This window comes from Streptomyces sp. NPDC048603, assembly GCF_043199475.1.
Taxonomy (GTDB): Bacteria; Actinomycetota; Actinomycetes; order Streptomycetales; family Streptomycetaceae; genus Streptomyces.
On sequence record NZ_JBICVY010000001.1, the window covers coordinates 223,753 to 246,280 of the forward strand.

The 22,528-nt window shown below is 74.6% G+C and carries 15 protein-coding genes; 8 read left to right on the top strand and 7 right to left on the bottom strand.

Translation table 11 applies throughout. The features are described 5' to 3' along the window. Window positions 1-46: 46 nt before the first annotated feature. The gene (locus tag ACGFQ9_RS01065) at window positions 47-370 is read right to left on the bottom strand and encodes a hypothetical protein (RefSeq protein WP_393569857.1); all 324 of its coding nucleotides are present in this window, start codon (window positions 368-370) and stop codon (window positions 47-49) included. A 268-nt stretch (window positions 371-638) separates the two neighbouring features. Between ACGFQ9_RS01065 and ACGFQ9_RS01070 the strand changes: the two genes are divergently transcribed. The 5 genes from ACGFQ9_RS01070 to ACGFQ9_RS01090 are packed head-to-tail and all read left to right on the top strand — an operon-like array spanning window position 639 to window position 8,191. Then, window positions 639-1,943, top strand: a complete 1,305-nt coding sequence (locus ACGFQ9_RS01070) for a phenylacetate--CoA ligase family protein (RefSeq protein WP_393569859.1) — start codon at window positions 639-641, stop codon at window positions 1,941-1,943. Continuing rightward, on the top strand, window positions 1,940-3,325 hold the full coding sequence (locus tag ACGFQ9_RS01075; protein WP_393569861.1) for an MFS transporter: 1,386 nt from the start codon (window positions 1,940-1,942) through the stop codon (window positions 3,323-3,325). Before ACGFQ9_RS01070 ends, ACGFQ9_RS01075 begins: the two co-directional genes overlap by 4 nt. Then, window positions 3,322-4,506, top strand: coding sequence for a GNAT family N-acetyltransferase (locus ACGFQ9_RS01080; RefSeq protein WP_393569863.1), 1,185 nt, complete (start codon window positions 3,322-3,324; stop codon window positions 4,504-4,506). Before ACGFQ9_RS01075 ends, ACGFQ9_RS01080 begins: the two co-directional genes overlap by 4 nt. Then, a complete protein-coding gene (locus ACGFQ9_RS01085; RefSeq protein ID WP_393569865.1) occupies window positions 4,503-5,660 on the top strand; it encodes an acyl-protein synthase in 1,158 nt (385 codons plus the stop codon). The genes ACGFQ9_RS01080 and ACGFQ9_RS01085 overlap by 4 nt, the downstream gene beginning before the upstream one ends. Beyond that, window positions 5,657-8,191, top strand: coding sequence for an acyl-CoA reductase (locus tag ACGFQ9_RS01090; protein ID WP_393569867.1), 2,535 nt, complete (start codon window positions 5,657-5,659; stop codon window positions 8,189-8,191). The genes ACGFQ9_RS01085 and ACGFQ9_RS01090 overlap by 4 nt, the downstream gene beginning before the upstream one ends. A 53-nt stretch (window positions 8,192-8,244) precedes the next feature. Here the strand turns inward: ACGFQ9_RS01090 and ACGFQ9_RS01095 are convergent, their stop codons facing one another. Both ACGFQ9_RS01095 and ACGFQ9_RS01100 read right to left on the bottom strand, forming a co-directional pair. Next, window positions 8,245-10,227, bottom strand: coding sequence for an amino acid transporter (locus ACGFQ9_RS01095; RefSeq protein WP_393569869.1), 1,983 nt, complete (start codon window positions 10,225-10,227; stop codon window positions 8,245-8,247). Between the two features lie 180 nt (window positions 10,228-10,407). Next, window positions 10,408-10,623 (bottom strand): hypothetical protein, encoded by a 216-nt coding sequence (locus tag ACGFQ9_RS01100; protein WP_393569871.1) that lies wholly within the window; start codon window positions 10,621-10,623, stop codon window positions 10,408-10,410. A 214-nt stretch (window positions 10,624-10,837) separates the two neighbouring features. Between ACGFQ9_RS01100 and ACGFQ9_RS01105 the strand changes: the two genes are divergently transcribed. Beyond that, window positions 10,838-15,592 carry a hypothetical protein gene (locus tag ACGFQ9_RS01105; RefSeq protein ID WP_393569872.1) on the top strand — a complete coding sequence of 1,585 codons (4,755 nt, stop codon included), beginning with the start codon at window positions 10,838-10,840 and terminating at the stop codon, window positions 15,590-15,592. 12 nt (window positions 15,593-15,604) lie between these two features. Here the strand turns inward: ACGFQ9_RS01105 and ACGFQ9_RS01110 are convergent, their stop codons facing one another. Continuing rightward, window positions 15,605-16,597 (bottom strand): helix-turn-helix domain-containing protein, encoded by a 993-nt coding sequence (locus tag ACGFQ9_RS01110; protein ID WP_393569874.1) that lies wholly within the window; start codon window positions 16,595-16,597, stop codon window positions 15,605-15,607. Window positions 16,598-16,668: 71 nt separating this feature from the next. Here ACGFQ9_RS01110 and ACGFQ9_RS01115 point away from each other — a divergent pair, with 71 nt between their 5' ends. Then, window positions 16,669-17,016, top strand: a complete 348-nt coding sequence (locus tag ACGFQ9_RS01115; RefSeq protein ID WP_393569876.1) for a cupin domain-containing protein — start codon at window positions 16,669-16,671, stop codon at window positions 17,014-17,016. Window positions 17,017-17,088: 72 nt separating this feature from the next. Then, complete coding sequence (locus ACGFQ9_RS01120) at window positions 17,089-17,736, top strand: DinB family protein (RefSeq protein WP_393569878.1); 648 nt, start codon at window positions 17,089-17,091, stop codon at window positions 17,734-17,736. 4 nt (window positions 17,737-17,740) lie between these two features. Here ACGFQ9_RS01120 and ACGFQ9_RS01125 read toward each other — a convergent pair whose 3' ends face one another. The 3 genes from ACGFQ9_RS01125 to ACGFQ9_RS01135 form a co-directional block, all read right to left on the bottom strand. Beyond that, window positions 17,741-19,336 (bottom strand): DUF6056 family protein, encoded by a 1,596-nt coding sequence (locus tag ACGFQ9_RS01125; protein ID WP_393569880.1) that lies wholly within the window; start codon window positions 19,334-19,336, stop codon window positions 17,741-17,743. 201 nt (window positions 19,337-19,537) lie between these two features. Beyond that, window positions 19,538-19,990 (bottom strand): hypothetical protein, encoded by a 453-nt coding sequence (locus ACGFQ9_RS01130; protein WP_393569881.1) that lies wholly within the window; start codon window positions 19,988-19,990, stop codon window positions 19,538-19,540. A gap of 183 nt (window positions 19,991-20,173) precedes the next feature. After that, entirely contained in the window at window positions 20,174-22,321 is a 2,148-nt protein-coding gene (locus tag ACGFQ9_RS01135; RefSeq protein ID WP_393569883.1) for a PIG-L family deacetylase, read from the bottom strand. Between the last annotated feature and the right edge of the window lie 207 nt (window positions 22,322-22,528).

Below are 22,528 nucleotides of genomic sequence, written 5' to 3' on the forward strand. Positions count from 1 at the left end.
TCCTCCCCGTCCTCACGGACCGGCCGCGGCGGCGGGCCGGGGGCGGTCACCCGGTGGAGTCGCCGCCCTTCGCCCCGGAGTCCCAGACCAGACGGGCCGCGCGCAGGACGCGCGTGTGCCGGCCGCCCAGCGAGCCGGTGCAGCGGACGAGGTAGGAGCCGTCGAGCTGCCGGTAGACGAGCCGACGCCGCTCCTGGAAGAACACGCCCATCGGGAAGGTCCGCGCGGCCTCCTCCAGCGCCCGTTCGGCCTCCTCCCGGGTGCCCTCGAAATCGCGGACGGTCCCGACGCTGCCGCCGTCCTCCCCGCCCCGCTCGCTGACCTTCTCGGCGGTGATGATCCACCGCTCCCGCCGCACGTCGTCCTTCACGCGGTCCCCCCTGTCCTCCGGCGCCGCCCGCCCACGCTGCGAGATTAAGGGCACTTCAGGGTTCGACGGAGAAATTGTTGAAGAGAGTTTCAATGGCCGGAAATTCTTGCTCGGTTTTGCGACTGGCGCACTGATGTTTCATCATTGTGACTGCGCGTCAATTCCCGGCGTGCGTCACGAAGGCGGGGGTGCGGGGGCTCCTCCCGCCCCGGTTCCTCCCTCACCGGTTCCTCCCGCACCGGTTCCCGTTCCGTCCAGGCAAAGGCTCATGTCCGCCCAGCAACTCTCGGACCTCATACGTTTCGCCCGAAACAACTCGCCCTACTACCGCGACCTCTACGCGTCCCTGCCGCCGGACGCCGACCGCCTCACCGACCTTCCGGTGGTCGACCAGGAGGCGTTCTGGGCGGCCAACACATTCCCCGGCAGCCGGGTGCTCACCGGCCCGCTCAGCGAGGCGACCGTCTACAAGACCGGAGGCACCACCGGCTACCCGAAGTTCTCGGTCTACACCCGCGAGGAGTGGCGGACGTTCGTCACCTCGTTCGGAGAGGGCCTCCTGGACGCGGGACTCCGGTCGGGGCACCGGGTCGCCGACCTCTTCTACGCCGGGGAGCTGTACGCCAGCTTCCTGTTCGTCCTCGACTCCCTCGCCCACGCTCCCGTGGACAACGTGCGGCTGCCCATCGGCGGCGGCGCCCCACCGGAATCCACCGTCCCCACCCTGCGGGACCTCTCGGCGCAGGTCGTGACCGGTACCCCGACCACCTTGTGCCGGCTCGCCGAGCACCTCGCCTCCGGGGGCGGAGGGCTGGACTCGGTGGAGCTGCTGCTGTTCGGCGGCGAGGCCCTGTTCGAGGACCAACGGCGGCTGCTGGCCCGCGCGTTCCCGCGCGCCGAGGCCCGGTCCATCGGGTACGCCAGCGTGGACGCCGGCCTCCTCGGACGGCCCGTACCGGGCCCCGACGCCCGCGTGCACCGCGCCTTCACCCCGTACTCGGTGGTCGAGATCCTCGACGACACCACCGGCGAGCCCGTCACCGAACCCGGGCGGCCCGGACGGGTCGTCGTCACCAGCCTGTTCCGGCGGCTGATGCCGATCATCCGCTACCCGGCGGGCGACCGCGCCGAGTGGACCGGCACCGGGCCCGGACACTTCCGGATCCTCGGCCGCGCCGAGGAAGGGGTGCGGGTGGGTCCCGTGTCGCTGTACACCCAGGACGCGCAGGACGCGGTCACCGCGGCGGACACCGGCGGACTGGTCGTCGGCATGCAGCTCGTGGTCCGGCGGTGGGAGGGCCGGGACGGGCTCGTCCTGCGGCTGGCCACCGCCCCCGGCCCGGGTGGGGAGCCACCCGCCGCCGGGGCCGGCCGGACGGACGCGCCCCCGCTGGACGTGCTGGCGAAGGCCGTCACCGCCGAACTGGAGGCCGTACGGCCGCTGTACCCGGAGAGCGTCCGGGCCGGGTTCGTGCACCCGCTGTCCGTGGAATGGGTGCGGCACCGCGAACTCGCCGTCAACCCGCGCTCGGGCAAGCTGGTCCGGGTCCTCGACGAGAGGCCGACCGCATGACCGCGCCGCTCACCTCCTCTCCGGTCGCATCCGCGTCGCCCCCACCCGCGCCGCCCGTACCCGCCCCGCCCTCCTCCGCGTCGCGCCGTCCGCTGGTCCTGCGCAACCGGGCCTTCGGCGCGGTCTGGCTCGGCCAGGTTCTGAGCCAGGCCGCGGTGCGGATGTTCCAGGTCGGGGTGTCCTGGTGGCTGGTCGCCCACGCCGTACCGGATGCCGCCGGACCGGCCTCCGGGCTGTTCATGGCCGTGTGCACGCTGCCCGCCGTGGTCCTGGCGCCCGTGGTGGCCAAGGCCGTCGCCCGGTTCCCGCACCGCGCGGTGCTGCGGGACTCGGCCGCCCTGGCGGGGCTGGCCGCGTCCGGTCTCGGGCTGTGGGCGTACGGCAGCGGGCTGCCGCTCCCCGCCGTGTACGCCGCCGCCCTCGCCCTGGCCGGCTGCCAGGCCTTCTTCGACCCCTGCCTGACCACCTCGGTCCCCGAACTCGTCGACGACTCCGACATCGAGACCGCCACCGGCTTCGAGCTGTCCACGCAGTCCCTGGCAGGACTCGGCGGGGCGCTGCTCGGGGCGCTCGCCGTGGACCGGGTCGGCGTGGCCGGGCTGGCCGCCGGATGCGCGGCGGCCTGGTTCGGTGCCGCGCTCCTCGTGTCGGCCGCGCGCTTCCGGACCGCCGGACCCGCGTCCGGCACGCCCGGCACACCCGGTACATCCGGCGCGTCCGGTACGTACGGCCCGGACGCGGCGGGCTCCGGCGGCGGCCCCCAGCGCCGTACGCTCCGCCGCGTCCTCGGCGAACTTCCCTATGTGCGGCGGGTCCTGGTGTGCTTCACCGCGGCGAACCTGTTCACCGCCGCCGTGTTCGTCATCGTCCCCCTCTACACCCGGTCCGTGCTGCACGGTTCGGGCGGCACGGTGGCCCTGCTCGAAGCCTCGCTGGGCACCGGCGCGCTCGTCGGCGCGTTCACCGGCACACGTGTGCCGGGCCGGCCCGCCACGGCCGGAGCCTGCTGCCTCGCGCTGATGGCCCTCGCCCTGGCCGTGCCCGGTCTGGCCTCGGCCCTTCCGGCGGTCGCGGGCTGCCTGGCGGTGGCCGGCTGGTGTGCGGGGGCGGTGAGCGTCCGGTTCGTGGCGCTGTTCCAGCGTCTGGTGCCGGCGGACGACAAACCCGGGTTCTTCGCCGTGATGCAGGCCGTGCTCGGTGCCTCGCTGCCGGTGGCCTCGCTGGCCTTCGGGTCCGCGGGCGAGATCCTCTCGCCGCAGACGCTGTGCCTGGTGCAGGGCGCCGGCCTGCTCCCGGCGGCCTGTGCGCTGGCCATGCTGGGCGACGCCCCTGCAGCGGAGGCGGCGCCGGCCGCGACGGCGGCCGCCGGAGGTGCCCGGTGAACGCCGTGAACACCGTGATCACCCGTGCCGTCCAGGCCGACATCGCCGAACTGCGGCAGCTCTACTACGCCGTCTACGGGCCGCACTACCCCGTGGCCCTCGGCACCGACCCCGCCGAGATGGCCCGGCTCATCGAGGACCCCGACTCCCTGTGGCTCGTCGGCCGCTGCGCCGGCACCGGCGCCCTCGCCGCGTCGGCGGCCATCCATGGCGAGGCCGGCAGCCGGATCGGCCGGCTGGAGGGCATCGCCGTACACCCCGGGCACCGTTCCGCGGGCCTGGCCGCCGCGCTCACCGAGGCGCTGTGCGCCCGGATGCTCGACAGCGGCCGGCTGGACTCGGTGTACGCGACCGTGCGGACCGTCAGCGCCGGGCCGCAGCGGGTGGTCGCCCGCAACGGCTTCCGGCCGCTGGGGATCCTGCCCAACGCGGTGGATCTGCGCAGCCGCGAGAGCCTCGCGCTCTACGCGCGTCACGCCGCCGGGGTACTCGACCGCCGGCTGCCGGTCGCCGAAGTCCCGGCCCCGCTGCTGCCGTTGCTGCGCACCGCCGGGGCGACGCTGGGCATCGGCTACGAAGGCGTCCGGGCATCACGCCCGGCGCCGGCCGGGGCCCCGCTCCCCTCCCCCTCCGCATCGCCCTCACCGGCCCAGGCGCCGGGCGGGCGCCTGGAACTGATCGAGGCCCCGGCCTTCGTCCGCCGCCGGTTCCGCGAGCGCTTCCCCGGCAGGGCGGGCTGGTTCTACCCGCTGCACACCCCGAACGTGCTGCTCACCCCCGAGGACGGCGCGTTCGAGGTGTACGCCTACCTCAACCGCGCGGGCGGGTACTGCTCTCTGCTCACCGCCCATCCCGACCCGGCCGCGGCCGCCGCGCACCTCGAACCCGTCACCCGGGCCCTGTCCCGGGCGGGTGCCGGGTACGTGGAGGCGCTCGTACCGCTCGCACACCACGACGCCCTGACTGCCTTCCTGGCCCAGGGGTTCGTCGCCGGGGCGGTCTACCCGGCGATGCGCGCGGAGGGCGACGTCTTCCACGACTACGCCGTCCTGTCCCGCTCCTCCGAGCGGATCGACTTCCGCGGGGTCGCCGTCGAACCGTCCCTCCAGCCCTATCTGGACTGCTACGTGTCGGCCTGGGCGTCGACGCACCTGCCCACACCATCAGAGGTTGCACCGTGAACCCCCATCTCGCGCCGGTCGCCGTACCCGACCCGGCCCTCCTGCCGCACGTTCAGCAACTGTGCGATCTGACCGACCCGTACGCCTGCGGGCCCGCCGAGGACGAGCTGTTCGCCGCGGCCATGGCGGAGATCAACGCCTGGCACACGGAACGCTCCCCGTTCTTCCGCTCCCTGTACGGGGCGACGCCGCCGGTGCCGGGCGAGGCGTACCGCACCCCGCTGGTCCACGCGAACTTCTTCAAACGCCACGAGGTGCTGTCCGTCCCGCGCGAGGACGTGGAGCTGCACCTGACCTCCTCCGGCACCACCGGCCAGAAGTCTCAGATGTTCTTCGACCACTGGACGATCCGGTCCGCGCAGCGCATGGTCGCCCGGATCTTCGAGACCAACGGCTGGATCACCCCGGAGCAGGAGGTCAACTACCTCCTCTACAGCTACGAGCCGGCCCCGTCCCTGAACCTCGGCACCGCCTTCACCGACAACTACCTCTGCGACTTCGCCCCCGCGCGCGGCGTGGAGTACGCCCTGCGCAACACGGGCGGCGACCACGAGTTCGACCCCTTCGGGTGCATCGCCGCGCTGCGCCGCTTCGAGCGGGAAGACGCGCCGGTCCGGATCCTCGGCTTCCCCGCCTTCCTGTGGTTCACCCTGGAGCGGATGCGGGCCATGGGCCTGCCGCCGCTGCGGCTGCCCGAGGACTCCCTGATCGTCCTGGGCGGGGGCTGGAAGGGCCACGCCGACCGGCGGATCGCCAAGGAGGAGCTGTACGCGCGGGTCACCGAGCAGCTCGGCGTCCCCGGCGAGCGGATCCGCGACACCTTCGGCTCGGTGGAGCACTGCGTCCCGTACGTCGAGTGCGACCGGCACCGGCTGCACGCGCCCGTCTGGTCGCGGGTGACGATCCGCTCGACCCGCACCCTCGAACCGCTGCCCTACGGGGAGCCGGGCTACCTGCACCTGGTGTCCCCGTACATCACCTCGGTGCCGGCGCAGAGCGTCGTGATGGGCGACCTGGCCTCGCTGTGGCCGGGCGACGCGTGCGGGTGCGGGCTGGGGACCTCCTGGTTCACCGTCCACGGCCGTGCCGGGGTGAGCCGCAACCGGAGCTGCGCGGTGGCCGCGGCGGAACTGATGAAGGGTATGGCCCGATGACCACGACCGGAACGACTCCCGCCGCACCGCACTTCTGGCAGGGCGCCTTCGTCGGCGAGGAGGAGGCGGGCCGGCTGCTGACCGGCCTGCCGGCCGCGGTGGAGGCCGCGCTGTCCTCGCCCCTGGACACCCAGGCGGTCCTCGCCGCCTGCGAGGCCCTGTCCGACTGCCTGCTCGACCCGGACCACCCGGTGCACGCCCGGCTCGCCCCGTACCTGCCCGCCGGCGAGGAGCCCGGCGTGCTGGCCGAACTCGGCCGGCTCCTCTCCCGCCGGGAACTCACCCGCAAGCTGCGCCGGGAGCTCGGCAGCGCCGCCCCCGGCCGGCTGAACCGTCCCGATCCGCGGGAGACCGTGTACGAGGCGTGGGCGCCGGTCGGCATGGTCGCCCACATCGCCCCGGGCAACGCCACCACGGTGGCCCCGCTCAGCATCGTGGAGGGCCTGCTCGCCGGGAACGTCAACGTCCTGAAGACCAGCGGCTCCGACACGCTGTTCACGCAGCACCTGATGGCAGAGCTGGCCGGCCGGGATCCCGGTGGGGCCCTCTCCGCGCGGATCGTCGTCCTGCGGTTCCCGTCCTCCCGGCAGGAATGGCTGCGCCTGATGTGCGCGCCCGCCGACGCCGTCGCCGTATGGGGCGGCGAGACCGCGGTCGAAGGGGTCGCGGAGCACGTGCCGGCGGGCTGCCGGCTGGTGGAATGGGGGCACCGCATCTCCTTCGCCTATCTGACGGCGGACGCCTGGTCGGACGGGGTGACCCTGCAGGCGCTCGCGGACGACGTGTGCCTGCTGGACCAGCAGGCCTGCTCCAGCCCCCAGGTGGTCTACCTGGACACCGAGGACGAGACCGAGGTGTTCGCGTTCGCGGAGCGCTTCGCGGCCGTCCTGGGGGCGCGCCCGCCGGCGCTGGTCGGCACGGCGGCCGCGGGCGCCCCGCGGGACCCGGCGGAGGAGGCCGAGCTGACCACGACCGAGCTGGTGGCACGGTTGGAGGAACACCTGGGCCTGACCCGGGTGTTCGCGGCACCGGACGGTGCGTGGCGGGTGATGGCCGACACCCGCTCCCCGCTGACCGCCTCGCCGCTGCACCGCAGCGTGTGGGTCAAACCGCTCCCCCGCAAGCGGCTGATCTCCACCCTGCGGCCGATGCGCCGGTACCTGCAGACGGCGGGCCTGGCGGGCAGCCGGACGGATGTCGCGGAGCTGTCCCGTACGGTGCTGGCGGCCGGGGTCACCCGGGTCACACCGGTCGGCGCCATGCTCGACAGCTACCCGGGCGAGCCGCACGACGGGGTGTACGCGCTGCAGCGCTACAGCCGCCGGGTCGCGGTCCAGGCCGACCCGGACCGCTTCTCGGCCACCGCCTGCCTGGACGATCTGACGCAGCCGGTGGTGCTGCCGCGGCCGGACGGACCGCTGCTGGGCAAGGAGGAGGTGCAGGAACTCAACGGGCGGGTGGCGCCCGCCGATGCCGAGCTGTACTTCCGCAGCGGGGGCAGCACCGGCGCGCCCGCGCTGTCGCTGTTCACCTACGAGGACTACGACACGCAGATGCACGCGGCGGCCCGCGGCCTGCTCGCCGCCGGCTACGACCCGGCCGCTGACCGCACCGCCAACCTCTTCTACTGCGGGGGCATGTACGGCGGTTTCATCAGTTTCTTCTCCGTGCTGGAGCGGCTCGGCGGGGTGCAGCTGCCGCTGGCGGCGGGGCCGGACCACCGGGCGACGGCGCAGGCGCTGATCGACCACCGGGCGGACACCCTCTTCGGGATGCCCTCGTACCTGTGGCAGCTGCTGCACGCCGAGGCGGACGCGCTGCGCGCCTACGGCGGTCTGCGCAAGGTGTTCTACGGCGGGGAGCACTTCACCCCGGAGCAGCGGCGCACGCTGGCGGAGGAGTTCGGCATCGAGGCGGTCCGCTCGATCACCTACGGCAGCACCGACCTGGGCCCGCTGGGCTACCAGTGCACGCACAGCGAGGGCGGCGTCCACCACCTGCACGCCGATCTGCACGCGCTGGAGGTCCTCGACCCGGAGGAGGACCGGCCGGTCGCGCCGGGCGGCACGGGCCGGCTGGTCTTCAGCACGCACGCCCGGCGGGGGCAGCGGCTGGGCCGGTACATCATCGGCGACCTCGGCCGGGAGGTCCCGGGCCGCTGCCCGTGCGGCAGCCTGGCGCCCCGCTTCGAGCTCCTGGGGCGGACGGGCGACGTGATGCGGGTGGCGACGTACTTCCTGAACCAGCGCCGCTTCGTCGCGCTGGCCGGGGAGCGTGGCGGTCACCGCGGTGAGTTGCAGATCCTGCTCGGGCGTACGGAGGCGCGTGAGCGGCTGACCGTGCGGGTGGAACGGACGGACGCCGCGGACCCGGAGCGGCTGCGCGAGGTGTTCCTGTCCGGCTATCCGGAGCTGCGGTCCGCGGTGGCGGAAGGGCTGCTGGAGCTGGTGGTCGAGGCGGTCGACGGGGCGTCGCTGGAACGCAGCCCGGCGAGCGGCAAGCTCCGGTCCGTGGTGGACGCGCGGAGCTGAGCCGGTGTCCGGGGCGGTCTCCGCCCCGGACACGCCCTCCCCCCGCAGTGCGGTCAGCCGCCGACGTGGATGCCGGGGCGGCGCGCGGGGTCGGGTTCGTGGCTGCGGATGATCTCGCGGGTGACCGGTGCCGTGTCACCGCGCCCGAGGAGGAAGTAGCGGATCATGTGGACCAGGGGACTGCCCTCCGCCCAGGCGAAGTGGCATTGCGGCTGGACCCCGGTGGCGTCGCGCAGGGCCAGCAGGACGGCGGCGATGGCGTTGGGGGCGGCCGGTGCGTCGGCGCGCAGGATGCGGTATCCGCCGACCTCGACGCCGTGGACGGTGAGGGTGTCGCTGAAGTCCGAGGGGTCGACGACGTCGATCTCCAGGAAGATCACGTCCGCGAAGCCCGGCACCGGGTTCACTCCGCGCTGTTCGCTCTCCTTGGCGCTGTACTCGGCGACGTCCCCGGCCTGACGGCGGTTGGCGATCAGGTTGATGGCGTTGTCGTGCGCGATGGTCTCGTCGACGAACCGGCGGGCGTCGGCGTCGAAGACGATGCGGTCGGCGCGCAGCTCGGTGGTGCGGGAGACCCGGGAGACCAGGGACACGGCGACGATCCCGGCGATGAAGAACCCGGAGATGACGATGCCGTCGGGCTTGTCGACGATGTTGGCGATCAGCGCGTACAGCAGGACGAGGGTGAGCACGGCGAATCCGGTGGCGGCCCCGCGTCGGCGGCGACGCGCGGAGGACACCGTGACGGCGAAGGCGGCGGAGACCATCATGGCCAGGATGCCGGTGGCGTAGGCGCCGGCCTGTTCGTCGACGTCGGCGTCGAAGGCGATCGTGATGACGACGCACAGGGCGGTGTAGACGAGCACGACCGGGCGGACGGCGCGTCCCCATTCGGGGGCCATGCCGTAGTCGGGCAGGTAGCGGGGGACGATGTTGATCAGTCCCGCCATGGCGGAGGCTCCGGCGAACCACAGGATCAGGATGGTGCTGATGTCGTAGAAGGTGCCGAACCCCTCGCCCACGTGCTCGTGCGCCAGCCAGGCCAGGGCGCGGCCGTTGGCGGCGCCGCCCGGCTCGAACTCCTCGTGCGGGATCAGGAGGGTGGTGACGAAGCTGGCCGTGAGCAGGTAGACGCTCATGATGAGGGCCGCGGTGGTCAGCAGTTTCCGGGTGTTGCGGATCCGCGAGCGCAGCCGCTGTTCCTCGTCGGTTCCGTCGGCGGCGACGAGCGGCATCATGCTCACGCCGGTCTCGAAGCCGGACAGGCCGAGGACCAGCAGGGGGAAGGCGAGCAGGGCGGGGCCGATGAGGTCGCCGAAGCCGCCGCCGTTCGCCGTGAGGGCCTCGGTCCAGTCGTCCCACACACCCGGCGTGGTGAAGAGGTGCGCGAGGCCGACGCCGATGACCACGGCGTTCAGGGCGAGGAAGACGGCAACCAGGGGGATGGCCACGCCCACCGCCTCGCTGAACCCGAGCAGGAACACTCCGCCGAGCACCAGCAGCAGCGCCACCGTGAGGGCGACCTCGTGGCCGTGCAGGACCGCCGGGAAGAAGGGGTTCTCCACCACGTGGACGGAGGCGTCGGCCGTGGACAGGGTGATGGTGATGATCCAGGACGTGGCCACGAACCCGAGGAGGACCAGCACGAACAGCTTGCCCCACCAGAACGGCAGCAGGTCCTCCAGCATCGCCACGGATCCCGCGCCGTGCGGGCTCTCCTTCGCCACCCGCCGGTACATCGGCAGCATGCCCAGCAGCGTCAGCGCCACGATCAGCAGCGTGGCGAGGGGGGAGACCGCTCCGGCGGCGAGGGCGGCGATCGCGGGGACGTAGGCCAGGCTGGAGAAGTAGTCCACCCCGGTCAGGCACATCACCTTCCACCAGGCGTGCGGCTGGGCGTGCCCCTCGCCGGCTTCCGGTCCCACCGGCTGCACCTGGTGGCGCAGCAGCCACCGTGCCAGCCGGCCGCTCGCCTGTGCGCGCCGGTGAGGCGTGTCCACCACCTCCGGCATCACCGGCTGATCCGCTCCGCCCATGTCCGCATCCGCCCTTGCCGCCCACCGGGTGCGCCGGAACGGAACAACGCCCGCAGGCGAGGACCCGGACATTCCGTGATCTTCCGGCTGCCACCGTAGACGACCGCGGGCCGGGCCCTCCTCCACGGCGCGCCGCGGAGGAGCGGTCTTCGGTGCGGTGTCCGGCGGCCTGTGGGCGTGTCAGGTCCGGTCGCGGGTCTCGTCGACAACGGGCAGGGCGGCCGGAACGCGCCGCCTGCGCAGGACGGAGGCGTACACGCCGAGGCCGAGCAGGCCGACGCCCATCATGATCAGCCCGACCGCGTCCAGGTTGACGTCGTCCATCTCCCAGTCGCTCGCGAAGGTGAGGACGGCCCCCACCGTGATCAGCGCGATGCAACCGCCTATGCCGGCCATCTGCATTGCCTCCTCGTCGGATCGGCTCGTCGGGGTCCGCGCCCAGGGGTGCCTGCTGAAGCAGCCGCCGCCGGGGGATCCACCGCTGCACTTCCTGCGTATGACCCGCATGTCCCGGGCCAAACACGTGCGTCGACGGGGCCGGGCGGGCGGCCCGTGGTGCGGTCACTCCCGGGCCGCCGGGCTGTCAGTGGAGCGTGGGACGATCCTGGGCATGATCGTCTCGCTGGAATCCCTGCTGCCCTCCCCCTATGTGCGTGCCTCGACCCTGTACGCCGACTGGGCCGCCGCCCACGACCCGGGCTCGGCCGCGGCCGCGCGCGACCTGGTGGAGGTCATGTCCACCGAGCTCAGCCGCTGCCGGGAGAAGCCCGGCCGGTTCGTGGACACGATGGCGTACCGGGCCCGGCAGCTGCCGCCGGCTCACCTGCCGTGGTTCTGGGACACGGTGGGCCACCGGCTGATCGGCGTCGGGAACCGGGCGGGCGCCCGGGCGTACGGGGCGGCGCGGGCGGCCGAGGCCGAGCACAGGCTGCCGGTGGATCCCGGCTACCGGCGGGCGAACGCACTGCTCTTCGCGGCGGGCGGGGCCATGCCGGCCAAGGAGTTCGGCGCCCATCAGCGGTTCCTCGCACAGACGTTGGAGCCGGCCGGGGCGCACGTGGAGCTGGAGCGGTTCCTGACCGCGTGGGCGGGCTCGTCGGCGGACCTGCCGGCGGATCTGGTACGGCGGGTCCGCGCGTCGGCGAAGGCGGCCGGGCACGGGGGCGCCGAGGTCGCGCGGATGACCTGCGCGATCCTGTCGGTGACGCGGAAGAAGTCGGTGCCGGAGGCCCTGCTGGACGCGGCGGGCGCGGTCCTGACGGCCCATCCGCCGGCGGACACGGTTTCCGCCGGGCTGGTGGAGGTCTTCCCGGACGGGGTCACCGACGGCGGGGCCTGGCTGCGGCTGCTGATCGGCTGCGGCGCCGCGGAGGCGATGGCGTCCGGGAGGGTGGTGCCGGAGGGCGGACTGGCCCGCTGGGTGGGTCACTTCGTGCACATGTACCAGTACGCGGCCCAGTCCGGCGGCGGGGTGTCGCGGCAGCCGCTGCCGGGCGAGTTCCTGGACCTGATCGGCGAGTTGGGCCCGCGGCTCCGGGCGGAGGGCGGCCCGGTGACGGCGCACACCACCCGGTACCACTGGCAGGGCTTCGACGCGGACGTACTGGACGCCCTCCTGGCGGCGGGTGTGCCGGTCGTCGACCCCGGCGCGGAGATCCGGATGCGGTTCTGGGACGAGCGGTCGCGGCGCGATCTGGCCGCGCTGGCCGCCGACCCGGTGTTCGGCCCCCGGCTGGAGGGCACCGTGCACGGACACCTGCTGCCGGGATGGTCGCCGGCCCGGGTCCGCCGGACCGGGTCGGCGGTGACCCTGCTGCCGGGCAACGAGGGCATCGCCCACGGCGTGGCGACGCGCGTGGGCAAACTGGTCGACGCCGTCGGGGGCGGGGGCATGGCCGGCGCCGAGGAGGCCCTGGCGGAGCTGGAGACCCTGCTGGACCGGCCGACGGTGGCGGCGCTCGGCGGGATCACCGACGCTCTGGGCGGCGCGGGTGCGGCGGGCGCGCTGCGGCGTTCGCTGGCGGCCGGCCTGCCGGAGGAACTGGCCTGGCCCGGGCTGGAGTCGGTGTACGCGGAGTTCGCGGCGTCGGCCGGCCCGGAGGAAGCCGAACGGCCGCTGCCGGGTGTCGAGGGGGTGACCACCACCTGGCCGGTGCTAACGGTGTTCGGACGGGACCGGGCGGTCGCCGTCGCCCCGGACGGGGTGCGTGGCTCCTGCCGGTTCACGGTGCCCGATGACGCGACCATGTTCGCGGTGCACTACGTGGGCGGCTCCTTCCTGGTGAGCTGGACCGTCAAGCAGAGCCCCTACTTCTGCGACACCGCCGTGTGGGCCGACCGGCCCGACGAGCCGTTCGAGCCGGAGCAGTTGAGCGGGCTGGTGCCGTTCGGCGGCAGCCTGGACGGGGCGTACGGCTTCCAGTTCGAGACCGCCGACGGCGGCGGCCGTCACTCCGGGGAGCGGGTCCTGCGTCCGGGCGGCCGTGAGGGCATCGACGGGGAGGAGCTGCAGCTCGGCGACGGTGCGCGGATCTGGACCAACGGCATCTACAACCGGAAGCCGTGGGAGGTGGTGGACCCGGTCACCGGGGAGCAGCGCGGCGCCTCGGCCCTGCCGGACTTCCCGGGCCGTGCCGCGGGCGCCGATCCCGCCGCAGAGCCGTCCGAGGCCGGGATGAGCGTGGCCACGGAGGCCCTGCAGCTGGCGCCGCTGCCCGACTGTCTGACCGGCTCCCCGCTGGGCAGCCGGGACGGGCTGGTCGGGACCCGGATCCTGTTCCGCACCCGGCACCGGGACCACGCGCCCGACCACTATCTGGTGGAGAGCATCGACGGGCGCAGGGCCCTGTTCGACATCGACCGGCCCGGGCAGGAGCCGTGGGGGCTGTGGGCGCCGCCGGAGGGCGCGGTGGAGGACGTGGTCCTCGCGGAGGCGGAGACCCGGACGGGTGTGCGCGCGTACACGGCGGACGGCGTCCTGCTGTGGGAGCTGGACGGGCACGCCTCGCCCCGGCATCCGCGGGTGAAGCCGGTCCGGAAGGCCACGGCCTCCGGCGGTGTGGCCCTGCCGCCGGCCTTCTGGTACCTGCTGCGGACCCGGGACACGGCCGGGTCCCGGGCGCTGCGGACCGTGGGAGAGGAGGCGGCGGCGGCGCTGCTGGCGGCGGCCGGCACCGGTACGGAGGCGCTGCGGGCCGCCGTGGCCCGGGAGTTGCCGGCCGTCACCGACCCGGTGCTGGCCGGGGCCGTGGCGACGGTGGCCGTCCGGGCCGCCCGGGTGGAGGAGCGCCGGCTGGCCCTGCACCGGCGGGTGACCCTGCTGGCGCAGGCACCGCCGGCCCTGCCGCGCCGGACCGCGCCGGACAGCGAGCTGATGCCCGCGCTGTGCGGGCTGGTGTCGTACGGGGAGAAGGACGCCTGGCGGCGCACCGCGGACCTGGGCCTGCCGGCGACGCTGAGCGCGCTCGCGGCCGACGGCGCCTGCCTGGACGGGACCATCGGGGAGGAGGTGCGGCGGCTCTCGCCGCCCGCGCCGCCGCGCGACTGGTCGCAGCTGCTGGGCACGATCGACGCGGCGGCCTGGCGGGCCGCGGTGGCACCGACCCCGGACGGGGAACGGGCCGCCCTGACGGCCCTTCTGGACACCTGGGCGGAGCAGCCGTTCGCCCGCGCGGGCGGCAGCTGGTGGGCCGGGCGGGCGGCCGGTGAGGTCCTGGACGGGCTGCGTGCGCGCGGCATCGCGGTGGTGTCGGCCGCGGTGCGGGCCGGTGGGTCGGAGTGCTGGTTCGTGGCTGCGGCAGCGGCGGACGAAGCGGGCGACCCGGTGCCGGCGGCGGTTCCGCAGGCCCGGCCGGTCCGGGTGGAGCGGGACGACGCCGGCCGGCTGCGGGCCCTGATCGCCGCGGTCGAGGAGCACGGGCCGGTGCCGGTGCCGGAGTCGGCGGCGGCCCGCTTCGCCGAACTGACCGGCGTGCGGCGGGCGGTGGCCCGGCTCGTGGTGGCCGGCCTGGTCGGCCGGATCGACCGTGAGGAGCACCTCTCCCTGGTGCGCAAGGCCCCGTACAAGGCCACGCCGATGACGGCCGAGGAGTACGGCCGGCTGCGGGCGCGGCTCGGCGGCGCGGGCCGGCGGGCGGTCCTGGCGGCCGCCGTGCCCGGGGACCCGGCGGAGCTGTGGCGTCCCGGCGGGGTCGAGGCGGCGGTGGAGCGGATGGCCTCGGTGTGGCGGGAGCTCGTCGGGGTGCAGCCCGCCGTGCACGACGAGGCGGCCGATGCCCTGGAGGACGCGCTCGGGCTGTCCGAGGTGTGGGCGCGGCGGCTCGCCGGCGGGTACGGGGCGGCCGCGGACACGACCGTGGAGGCGGCCGGCTGGGAGCTGGCGGCGACCCCGTACGGCATCGGGGTGGAGGTCCGCGCCGTGCCCCCGGCGGGGCCGGAGCTGCCGTACCGCACCCCGGTGGGTCTTCCCCTGGAGCTGATCGCGGGCGCGCTGGCGTGGGCGTGGACGGACCGGCCGGCGGGCGATCCGGCGGTGGCCGGGGCGATCGCCCTGTACGAGCGGCTGCGGGCCGAGCTGGCCCGCCCGGAGCTGCTGCTGCCGCTGTCCGGCGGACGGGTCCAGGACACGTCGGCGCGGATCGCGGAGCGGTTCGGGCCCGAGCGGTTGCCGGTGGCGATGGACTCCCGCAAGGAGGCGGGCCCGGAGCCGGTGACCGCGTACGGATCGGGGCCGCTGGTGGTCTGCGCGCCCGGTGGCGCGTCCTTCCTGCGGCCCGCGGCGGTCGTCGGCCCGTCGGTCTGGCGGGAGGTGCGCGAGGTCACCGACCTGGCCGAGGAACTCGACCGGGTGGCGCCGCTGCTGGCGGGCGGCGGGCTGGAGCGGATGATGCGCCGGGCCGCCTCGGGAGCGGTACCGGCCGGGGCGTACGAGGCGGATCCGCGGCAGTCCTGCCCGGAGCTGGTCGGCCGGGTGGCGGAGCGGCTGGGGGTGGGCGCCGACGCGGCCGCGCTGTACCTCCAGCTGGCGACGCTGGCGGCGCCCACCGACCGGAACGTACGGCGGTGGAACGGCTGGTCGACGAAACGGCACGCGGAGGTGCGGGCGGAACTGCTCGGCACGGGCGCCGTGCTGGAGGCCAAGCGGGCTCGGGCGGGCCGGAACCTGTTCCTGCCCGGGGAGTGGACGGAGCTGAAGGCGCCGCACCTGCCGCTGGAGACGGCGAAGCTGGCCTCGTACGAGGTGCGTGAGATGTGGGGCAATCGGATCCGGTCCCCGTTCGGGCGGGTGCTGCCGACGGCGCCGCTGCACGAGATGTTCGCGGCGGCGTGGGAGCGGCTGCACCCGGAGGGCGGCGGTACGGACTGACCGGCGTGTCCTCTACCGTCCGGGCGGTGCGGCCGGTGCCGGGTCTTCGCGGGGCCGGGACTCCCCGAAGACCCGCCGGTAGGACCCGGGGGTGGTGCCGAACGCGGTCCTGAAGCGGCGGCGCAGATTGACCGCGGAGGACAGACCCACCCTGGTCGCGATCGTCTCCACCGGCAGACCGGTCTGTTCGAGGAGGGACCGGGCGGCGTCGAGCCGTTGGCCGAGCAGCCACTGGCCGGGGCTGGTGCCGAGCTGGCCGGCGAACCGGCGGGCCAGTGTGCGGTTCGAGAGTCCGGCGCGCTCGGCGAGCCGGTCGACGGTCAGGTCGGACTCCAGCCGGGTGAGTGCCCATTGGAGTACGGGGGCCAGGGAGGTGTCGGTGCCCGAGGGGGCGGGCCGCGGGACGTACTGGAGCTGGCTGCCCTCGCGGTGCGGGGGCAGGACCATGCTGCGTGCGACCTCGGCGGCGTAGGCCGAGCCGTGGTCGGTGCGCACCAGGTGCAGGCACAGGTCGATGCCCGCGCCGCTGCCGGCGCTCGTGGCCACGTCACCGTGGTCGACGTAGAGCACGTCCGCGTCGACCTCGATCCGCGGGTGCCGGTCGGCGAGCAGGCCGGTGCGGCGCCAGTGGGTCGTGGCGCGGCGGCCGTCGAGCAGGCCCGCCTGGGCGAGCACGAAGGCACCGGTGCAGATGGAGGCGATGCGTGCGCCGCGCGCGTGGGCCGCCCGCAGTGCGTCGAGCACGGGCGGCGGCACGGGGCTGCCCGGCGGCTGCCAGCCCGGGACCACCACCGTGTCCGCCTCCCGCAGTGCCTCCGGACCGGCGTCCACGAGCATGGCGTAGCCGGCCGTGGTCCGCAGCGGTCCGGGGGCCGGGGCGCACACGCGGAAGTCGTAGTGGTCGGGCAGGCCCGGTCGGACGCCGCCGAAGACCTCGGCGGCACAGGCGAGTTCGAAGGGCGACTGCGGCTCGTTGAGGAGTGCCACCACGCGGTGTCGGGTCATGGCGGAAAAGTACCCGTGGACGTCGTTCCGGACACTCGTCGAGGCGGTCGGCTCCGGGCGATCGTGGCTCCATGAACCAGCACACGGATACGCGCGCCCTCAAGACCGTCGTCCACGTGGACGAGATCACTCCGCACGAGGTGGCACCGGGCATCATCCGCCGCAGGCTCCCGGCGACCCGGCACGCCCGCGGCTGGGTGATCGACTTCGCCGCGGGCACCGAGTGGCCCGAGGTGGACGTCCACCCGGCCGAGGAGCGGTACTACGTACTGAGCGGGGAGGTCATCGAGGGCGAGGAACGGCACGGGCCGGGCACGTACGTGGTGTTCGCCGCGGGCAGCCGGCACCGGCCGCGGACCGAGACCGGCGCCCGGATGCTCGGCATCTCCCTGCTCCACGACACGGAACCGGGTGCCTGAGGGATGCCGCGCTCCTGAGCGGAACCCGTCGAATCGGTGGATCAAGGTCGACCTCGGCCGCAGACTGGCCGCATGAGCGCATCAGATGCCAAGACCGACCTCCGCTTCTACCTGCAGAACGCACGCGACGCCCTGCTGTGGAAACTCGACGGGCTCCCGGAGTACGCGGTGCGCCGACCGGCGACACCGACCGGCACCAACCTGCTGGGTCTGGTGAAGCACGCGGCGGGGGTGGAACTGGGCTATCTCGGCGCCACGTTCGGACGGCCGCCGGAAGAGCCGCTGCCCTGGCTGGAGGAGGGCGCCGAGGCCAACGCGGACATGTGGGCCACGGCCGACGAGTCACGCGCGTACGTCCTGGATCTCTACCACCGGGCGTGGGCGCACGCGGACGCGACGATCGACGCGCTGCCGCTGGACACGGTGGGGAGGGTGCCGTGGTGGCCGGAGGGCAGGGACGAGGTCACGTTGCACCACGCCGTGGTGCGGGTGATCGCCGATACGCACCGGCACGCCGGCCACGCCGACATCGTCCGCGAACTCATGGACGGCGCCACGGGGATGAACCGGGGGAACGACAGCATGCCGTCGGATGATCCGGCGTGGTGGGCGGAGTACCGCGGGCGCCTGGAGCTCGCGGCCGCGAAGGCCGCCGAGGCGGCCGGCGAGGCGGGCGGAGGGGCGGGCGGAGGGGCCCCCGGTGAAGGGCAGGACACCTGACGCCCTACGTCCGGAGGCGGTGGATCCGCTCGACGCCGTACCACTTCGACACACAGGCGGCGGCCCAGTCCCGCTCGTAGCGGGAGGTGTAGAAGGGCTCGGCCAGGTGGCCGATGTACAGCGGCCGGTAGCCCACGTCCGTGACGCCCCGTGCCGCCTCCGCCCGGATGCGGGCGTCCTGGGCGTCCCAGGCGACCGATCGGGTGACGGTGGCGGTCGTGAGCCGCTGGACCTCGGGGACCAGCGCGGCCATCGAGGCCAGCGCCACGCAGGTCACCGCCAGGATGCCGGCCGGCAGAGCGCCGGCCGGCGGACCGCCGGCGGACCGCCGGCCGGCCGTGAACCGGCCGAGCCGGTCCCCCAGCAGTGCGCCGTAGCCGCACAGGGCCAGTTCCATCAGGGCGAGGTGGCTCGTCCAGGTGCGGGCGTACGTCCATCCGCTCGGCCCGTAGCCGCTGCGCAGGCCCAGCGCCACGGCGAAGGACCCCAGCAGCACCACGGGCACCGGCAGCAGCAACAGGGCGACCAGCATGTGCCGGGGGACGGCCCGCCGTGCTTCGCGCTCTCCCCGGGCGGGGGCGTGGAGCCGGCACCCCAGGCCCAGGAGCACGCCGACGGCGGCGGCTCCGAGGTAGGCCCACTGGCCGGTGATCGTGCCCCACATGTGCAGCCAGCCGTCGAAGGTGCCCCGGAGGCCGGCCGCGGAGAGCGGGGATTCCCCGGCGGGCTGCTGGGCACGGCGCCAGCGGGCGCCGGGGGACGTGTAGAGCAGGATCAGGCCGCAGAGGAGTCCGGAGCACCAGACCAGGCACCAGGTGAAGGGGCGCCAGGTCCGCGCGAGCCCCAGACGGGGCAGTACGAGCAGTCCGACGGCGGCCGCGAGGAGTCCGCTGACGAGCGAGAACGGCTCGCTCAGGGTGCCGAGCGCGGCGGCGATGAGGAACGCCGCCGTGTATCCGCACGCCCGGACCGCGGTCCGGGGATGGCGGACGGTCCCGATGGCGAGCAGGAGCGCCCACACACCGATCAGACTGGGCACCGTATGCGAGATCGTGGCCGGGGCCCACAGCAGTACCTGGTAGGCACGTGGTCCGGCGTAGTAGAGCAGCGCCTGGACGACCAGGGCGCAGGCGATCAGGATCAGCAGCCGGGGTCTTCCGCCGAGGAGACGGACCAGTTCGCGTCCCAGCAGGACCAGGCCGAGGGTGAAGGTGAGGGTGATCACCGTCGGCAGGATCTTGATGCCGGCCGGCCCGTCTCCGTAGACGACACCGCTGAGGAAGGCGTTGGCGATCCGGCCGTTCTGGGTGGTGTAGAAGTCGGCCGTGATTCCGAGGACGCCCAGGTCTCGGGCCTTCCAGCCGGCGCACCAGTCGTCGGACGTGGGGCGGACGTAGAGCCCGAGGAAGCATCCGACGGCGAGCAGGGCCCCTGCCGCCGCCACCAGCGTGCCGCCCGCCCCCGGCAGGAGCCCCCGGCGGACGGAGGAGAGGAAACGGGAGAACGGGGTGGGAGGGGCGGAGGGGGTGGGATGGGCGCCGGAGTGCTCCGTCGCCCGCGGGGAATCGTCTTCGGTGCTCGTTTCCCTCGGTCGGACCACGGGTCGTTCACCTCCCCTTGCAGCGAGGGTGGGCCGGGGAGATCCCATGGTGTGCACGGTTCGTGCGCACCGGCATCCGGGAGGTGCCGGGAGGGGGACACCGGCCCGGCGTGTCCGGGAGGTGCCGGGCGGAGCGGTCGGCGACGGGGGGAACGGCGGCGGGCCGGGCGAACGGTGTCGGCGGGGCTGTGCCGGACACGGTCAGACGGGGTCCGTTCCGTCGCCCGGGGGCGGCGCGGTCCGGACACGCTCCAGTTCGGCGAGGAGGCGCTGGTAGGCGCGCCGTTCCGCCGCCACCGCGCGCCGGAACGGCGGGTGGTGCGGATCCTGCCGAGCCCAGGCCGCCCGGGCCGCGGCGACCCGGGCCGCCCTGGCCCGGGCGGCGAGGCTCCTCGCCTCGACGCATCCGTCGTCGAGGAGCCGGTGGGCGAGGGCCTCGTCGAAGGCGCGCTCCGCCACCGCGCCGATCCGGTCGAGGCCGCGCACACAGCTCTCGGGGGTCGTGTGGTCACACCGTTCGGCGAGCTCCCTGGAGTACGCCGCCAGGGTGGACCTCAGCTCCGGGTACCCCCATGCCGGTGCGGAATCGTTCCTGCAGCCGGTCGCGACGGCCGTGAGGGCGGTCACGGAGAGCACGGACACCACGGACACCACGGCACGGAACGTGCCCGGTCTCATGCGTCTGCCGGAGGGGGTGCAGGGGGTCATAGCGCCCCGATCGCCTGCGGGTCAGGAACCGGCCGCCGCAGGGCAGCGCCCGTGCGGTCCGGCCGCCATCCTCACCCGCCCGGATCCGGCCTGCCACCCGAGAGCCCAGGACTCGTCGGCAGAGGCGGCCTAGCCGACCGTCCAGGGCGGGACCGCCCGCTGCCATACGGAGGCGGGCCGGCCGCCGGGCCGGCCGGAGCCGGCCGCCGGGGCCGTCGTGATGTGCAGGCCGGCGTCCAGGCCGAGGGCCGCCGCGACGGCCGCCGTACCGGCCGCTCCGGCCACGAACGCGGGTGCGCCCGTGTACAACATCCCGGACTCGCGCCAGAGCGGCCGTGCGCCCGCGCCCGGCGCACCGCCCGCACCGGGGACGTCGGGCAGTCCCGGCAGGGCCGACGTGCCGATGGTGCCGGTGTCCGCGCGGCCGGCCAGCAGGCCGCCCGCCGCGCCGACGGCGCCGTAGCCGGCCCGGCCGCCCGCTTCGGTGACCGGGGAGAACTCCGGGGTTTCCGCGCCCGCCGCGGCCAGGCTCGTGACCACGGCGCCGGTGCCGGGCCGGCGGAAGTACAGGCGGACCCCGTCCCCCTCCGGGCTCACCGAGAGCGGGCCGGTGGTCTGCGGCAGCCCGGTCGGGAAGGGGCCGCCGAGCGGGGCGTCCGGGGCGGGCTGGACCCACGCCAGTACGCCGTCTGCCGTCGTCGCGTAGACGTGGCGGCGCCCGGAGGCGTCCGTCGCGGTGACCGGGTCACCCTGGAGGGCGGTGCCGCCCAGGTCCTGCCACTCCCCGAAGGCACCGCCCGGGGTCTCCTGCGTGCTGCCGCGCAGGGTGCGCCGGGAGTCCCGTACGTACGCCGTCATCCGGCCCGTACCGTCCACGGCGACGGCCGGGCCGCCGAGGGCCGAGGTGACCGCGGTGTCCCCCGTGTCGGGGGTGCCCAGCGACTGCCACGGGCCGAAGCCGCCGTCGGCCGCGGCCTGGACGGCGTACACGACGTCCCGGCCGTACTCCTGCGCGGTCGCGCCCAGCGTGGTGCGGGTGCCGAAGACCGCGATCCGGCCGTCGGGGAGACGTGCGGCCGTGGCCCCGGTGTCGAGGCCGGTGCCGGGGAGGAAGCGGGGGCCCTGCCAGCCCGCGTGCGGGCCGCCGCGCGACCAGTACGCCATCCGGCCGTCCAGGACGGCGAAGGCCCACAGCCGGCCGGCGCGGCCCTCGGCCATCCAGGCGGTGCCCTCGCCCCGGCTGTAGCGGATGGTCCGGTTCCAGCCCTTTCCGGTGGGGCGGGTGGCGGCCTTGCGGTCGCCGCAGCCGGCCGCGCTGCCGCACCAGTCGCTGCGGTCGAGCCAGGCGTAGGTCTCGAGGTAGCCGAGCTTCTCCTCGGCCGTCTCGGGGGCGAGCGTCGGGGGCAGCGAGCTGTTGGGGTAGCTCACGTAGTTCTGGACCGAGAAGTGCGGCCGGGCGGTGGACGACGCGTAGCGTTCGGCCGCCGCCTGCGTGAAGCGGGCGCCGTACATGTGGTCCTGGTGGTCGGCGAGGACGCCGCCGTCCTCGTACAGGCCGGGCGTCGGGTCCTGGGTCCGTATCGTGGTCGGCCGGTACGTCTCGAACACCTTGACCAAGGCCTCCACGGCCTGGTCCCTGGTGTACGAGAACCAGCTCGGGACCGGGGTGCCGGAGGCCAGCTGGGCGCCCAGGGCGGTGGTCCTGCCGTCCCACAGGCCGCGCAGGCTGTCCGGGTTGTCGTCGGAGATGCTGCGCGCCTCCCGGAGCTGCATCCACACCAGGTTGACCTCGGGCCGGGCCAGGAGGACGTCCACCTCCGCGCTCCCGCCGCCGGCGGTGGGTATGGACTTCCGCTGCCAGGCGCTGGTGCGGTCGCCGGTGGCCATCTGCGCGTAGGCGCCGCGGATGCCGTTCTGCCGGGCCTCGGCGTAGGCGGCGCGGTCGGCCGGCTGCGCGGCGTCGTCCAGGTGCGGGCTGTGGGCCTCGTTCCTGCCGTCGGACTCCCCGGAGGTCAGGTACACGGTGGTGACCCTGATGCCGGCGGCTATGGAACGGCCGATGTCGGGGTTCATGAAGAAGAGGTCGTCGTCGGGGTGCGCGACGACGTGGACGACGGATCCCTCGGTGACGCTCGGGCGGACGACCGCCAGGGGGGCGGCCGGCTGCCCGGCGGTCCCGTACGACCCGTCTCCGTAGGCCCAGGCTGTCACCCCGGCGACGCCGACGGACAGCGTCGCGAGCAGGGCCGCGAGGCGGGTGCGGCTGGCCAGGGACATCTGCAACGCCTTGAGGATCGGTCCGGTGCGGGGTTCCGCCGTGGAGGTCAGTCGGTGTCCCGATGGCTCCACCACTTCCGGAGACGACCGGCGGCGATTATGCCTCGCGCGATTTCGACTGACACACCCTCAAGGGGCATATGAAAGGAAAGTGAGTTACACGAAAGATGTTGCAATATGCCCGAATTGCCGATCTTGGCATAATTC

Excerpts from the sequence above, each read along its gene's own strand:
- ACGFQ9_RS01075 (WP_393569861.1), top strand. The coding sequence starts at position 1,940 with ATGACCGCGCCGCTCACCTCCTCTCCGGTCGCATCCGCGTCGCCCCCA.
- ACGFQ9_RS01070 (WP_393569859.1), top strand. The coding sequence starts at position 639 with ATGTCCGCCCAGCAACTCTCGGACCTCATACGTTTCGCCCGAAACAAC.
- ACGFQ9_RS01110 (WP_393569874.1), bottom strand. The coding sequence starts at position 16,597 with ATGACCCGACACCGCGTGGTGGCACTCCTCAACGAGCCGCAGTCGCCC.
- ACGFQ9_RS01095 (WP_393569869.1), bottom strand. The coding sequence starts at position 10,227 with ATGGGCGGAGCGGATCAGCCGGTGATGCCGGAGGTGGTGGACACGCCT.
- ACGFQ9_RS01090 (WP_393569867.1), top strand. The coding sequence starts at position 5,657 with ATGACCACGACCGGAACGACTCCCGCCGCACCGCACTTCTGGCAGGGC.
- ACGFQ9_RS01115 (WP_393569876.1), top strand. The coding sequence starts at position 16,669 with ATGAACCAGCACACGGATACGCGCGCCCTCAAGACCGTCGTCCACGTG.
- ACGFQ9_RS01100 (WP_393569871.1), bottom strand. The coding sequence starts at position 10,623 with ATGGCCGGCATAGGCGGTTGCATCGCGCTGATCACGGTGGGGGCCGTC.
- ACGFQ9_RS01120 (WP_393569878.1), top strand. The coding sequence starts at position 17,089 with ATGAGCGCATCAGATGCCAAGACCGACCTCCGCTTCTACCTGCAGAAC.
- ACGFQ9_RS01105 (WP_393569872.1), top strand. The coding sequence starts at position 10,838 with ATGATCGTCTCGCTGGAATCCCTGCTGCCCTCCCCCTATGTGCGTGCC.
- ACGFQ9_RS01135 (WP_393569883.1), bottom strand. The coding sequence starts at position 22,321 with ATGTCCCTGGCCAGCCGCACCCGCCTCGCGGCCCTGCTCGCGACGCTG.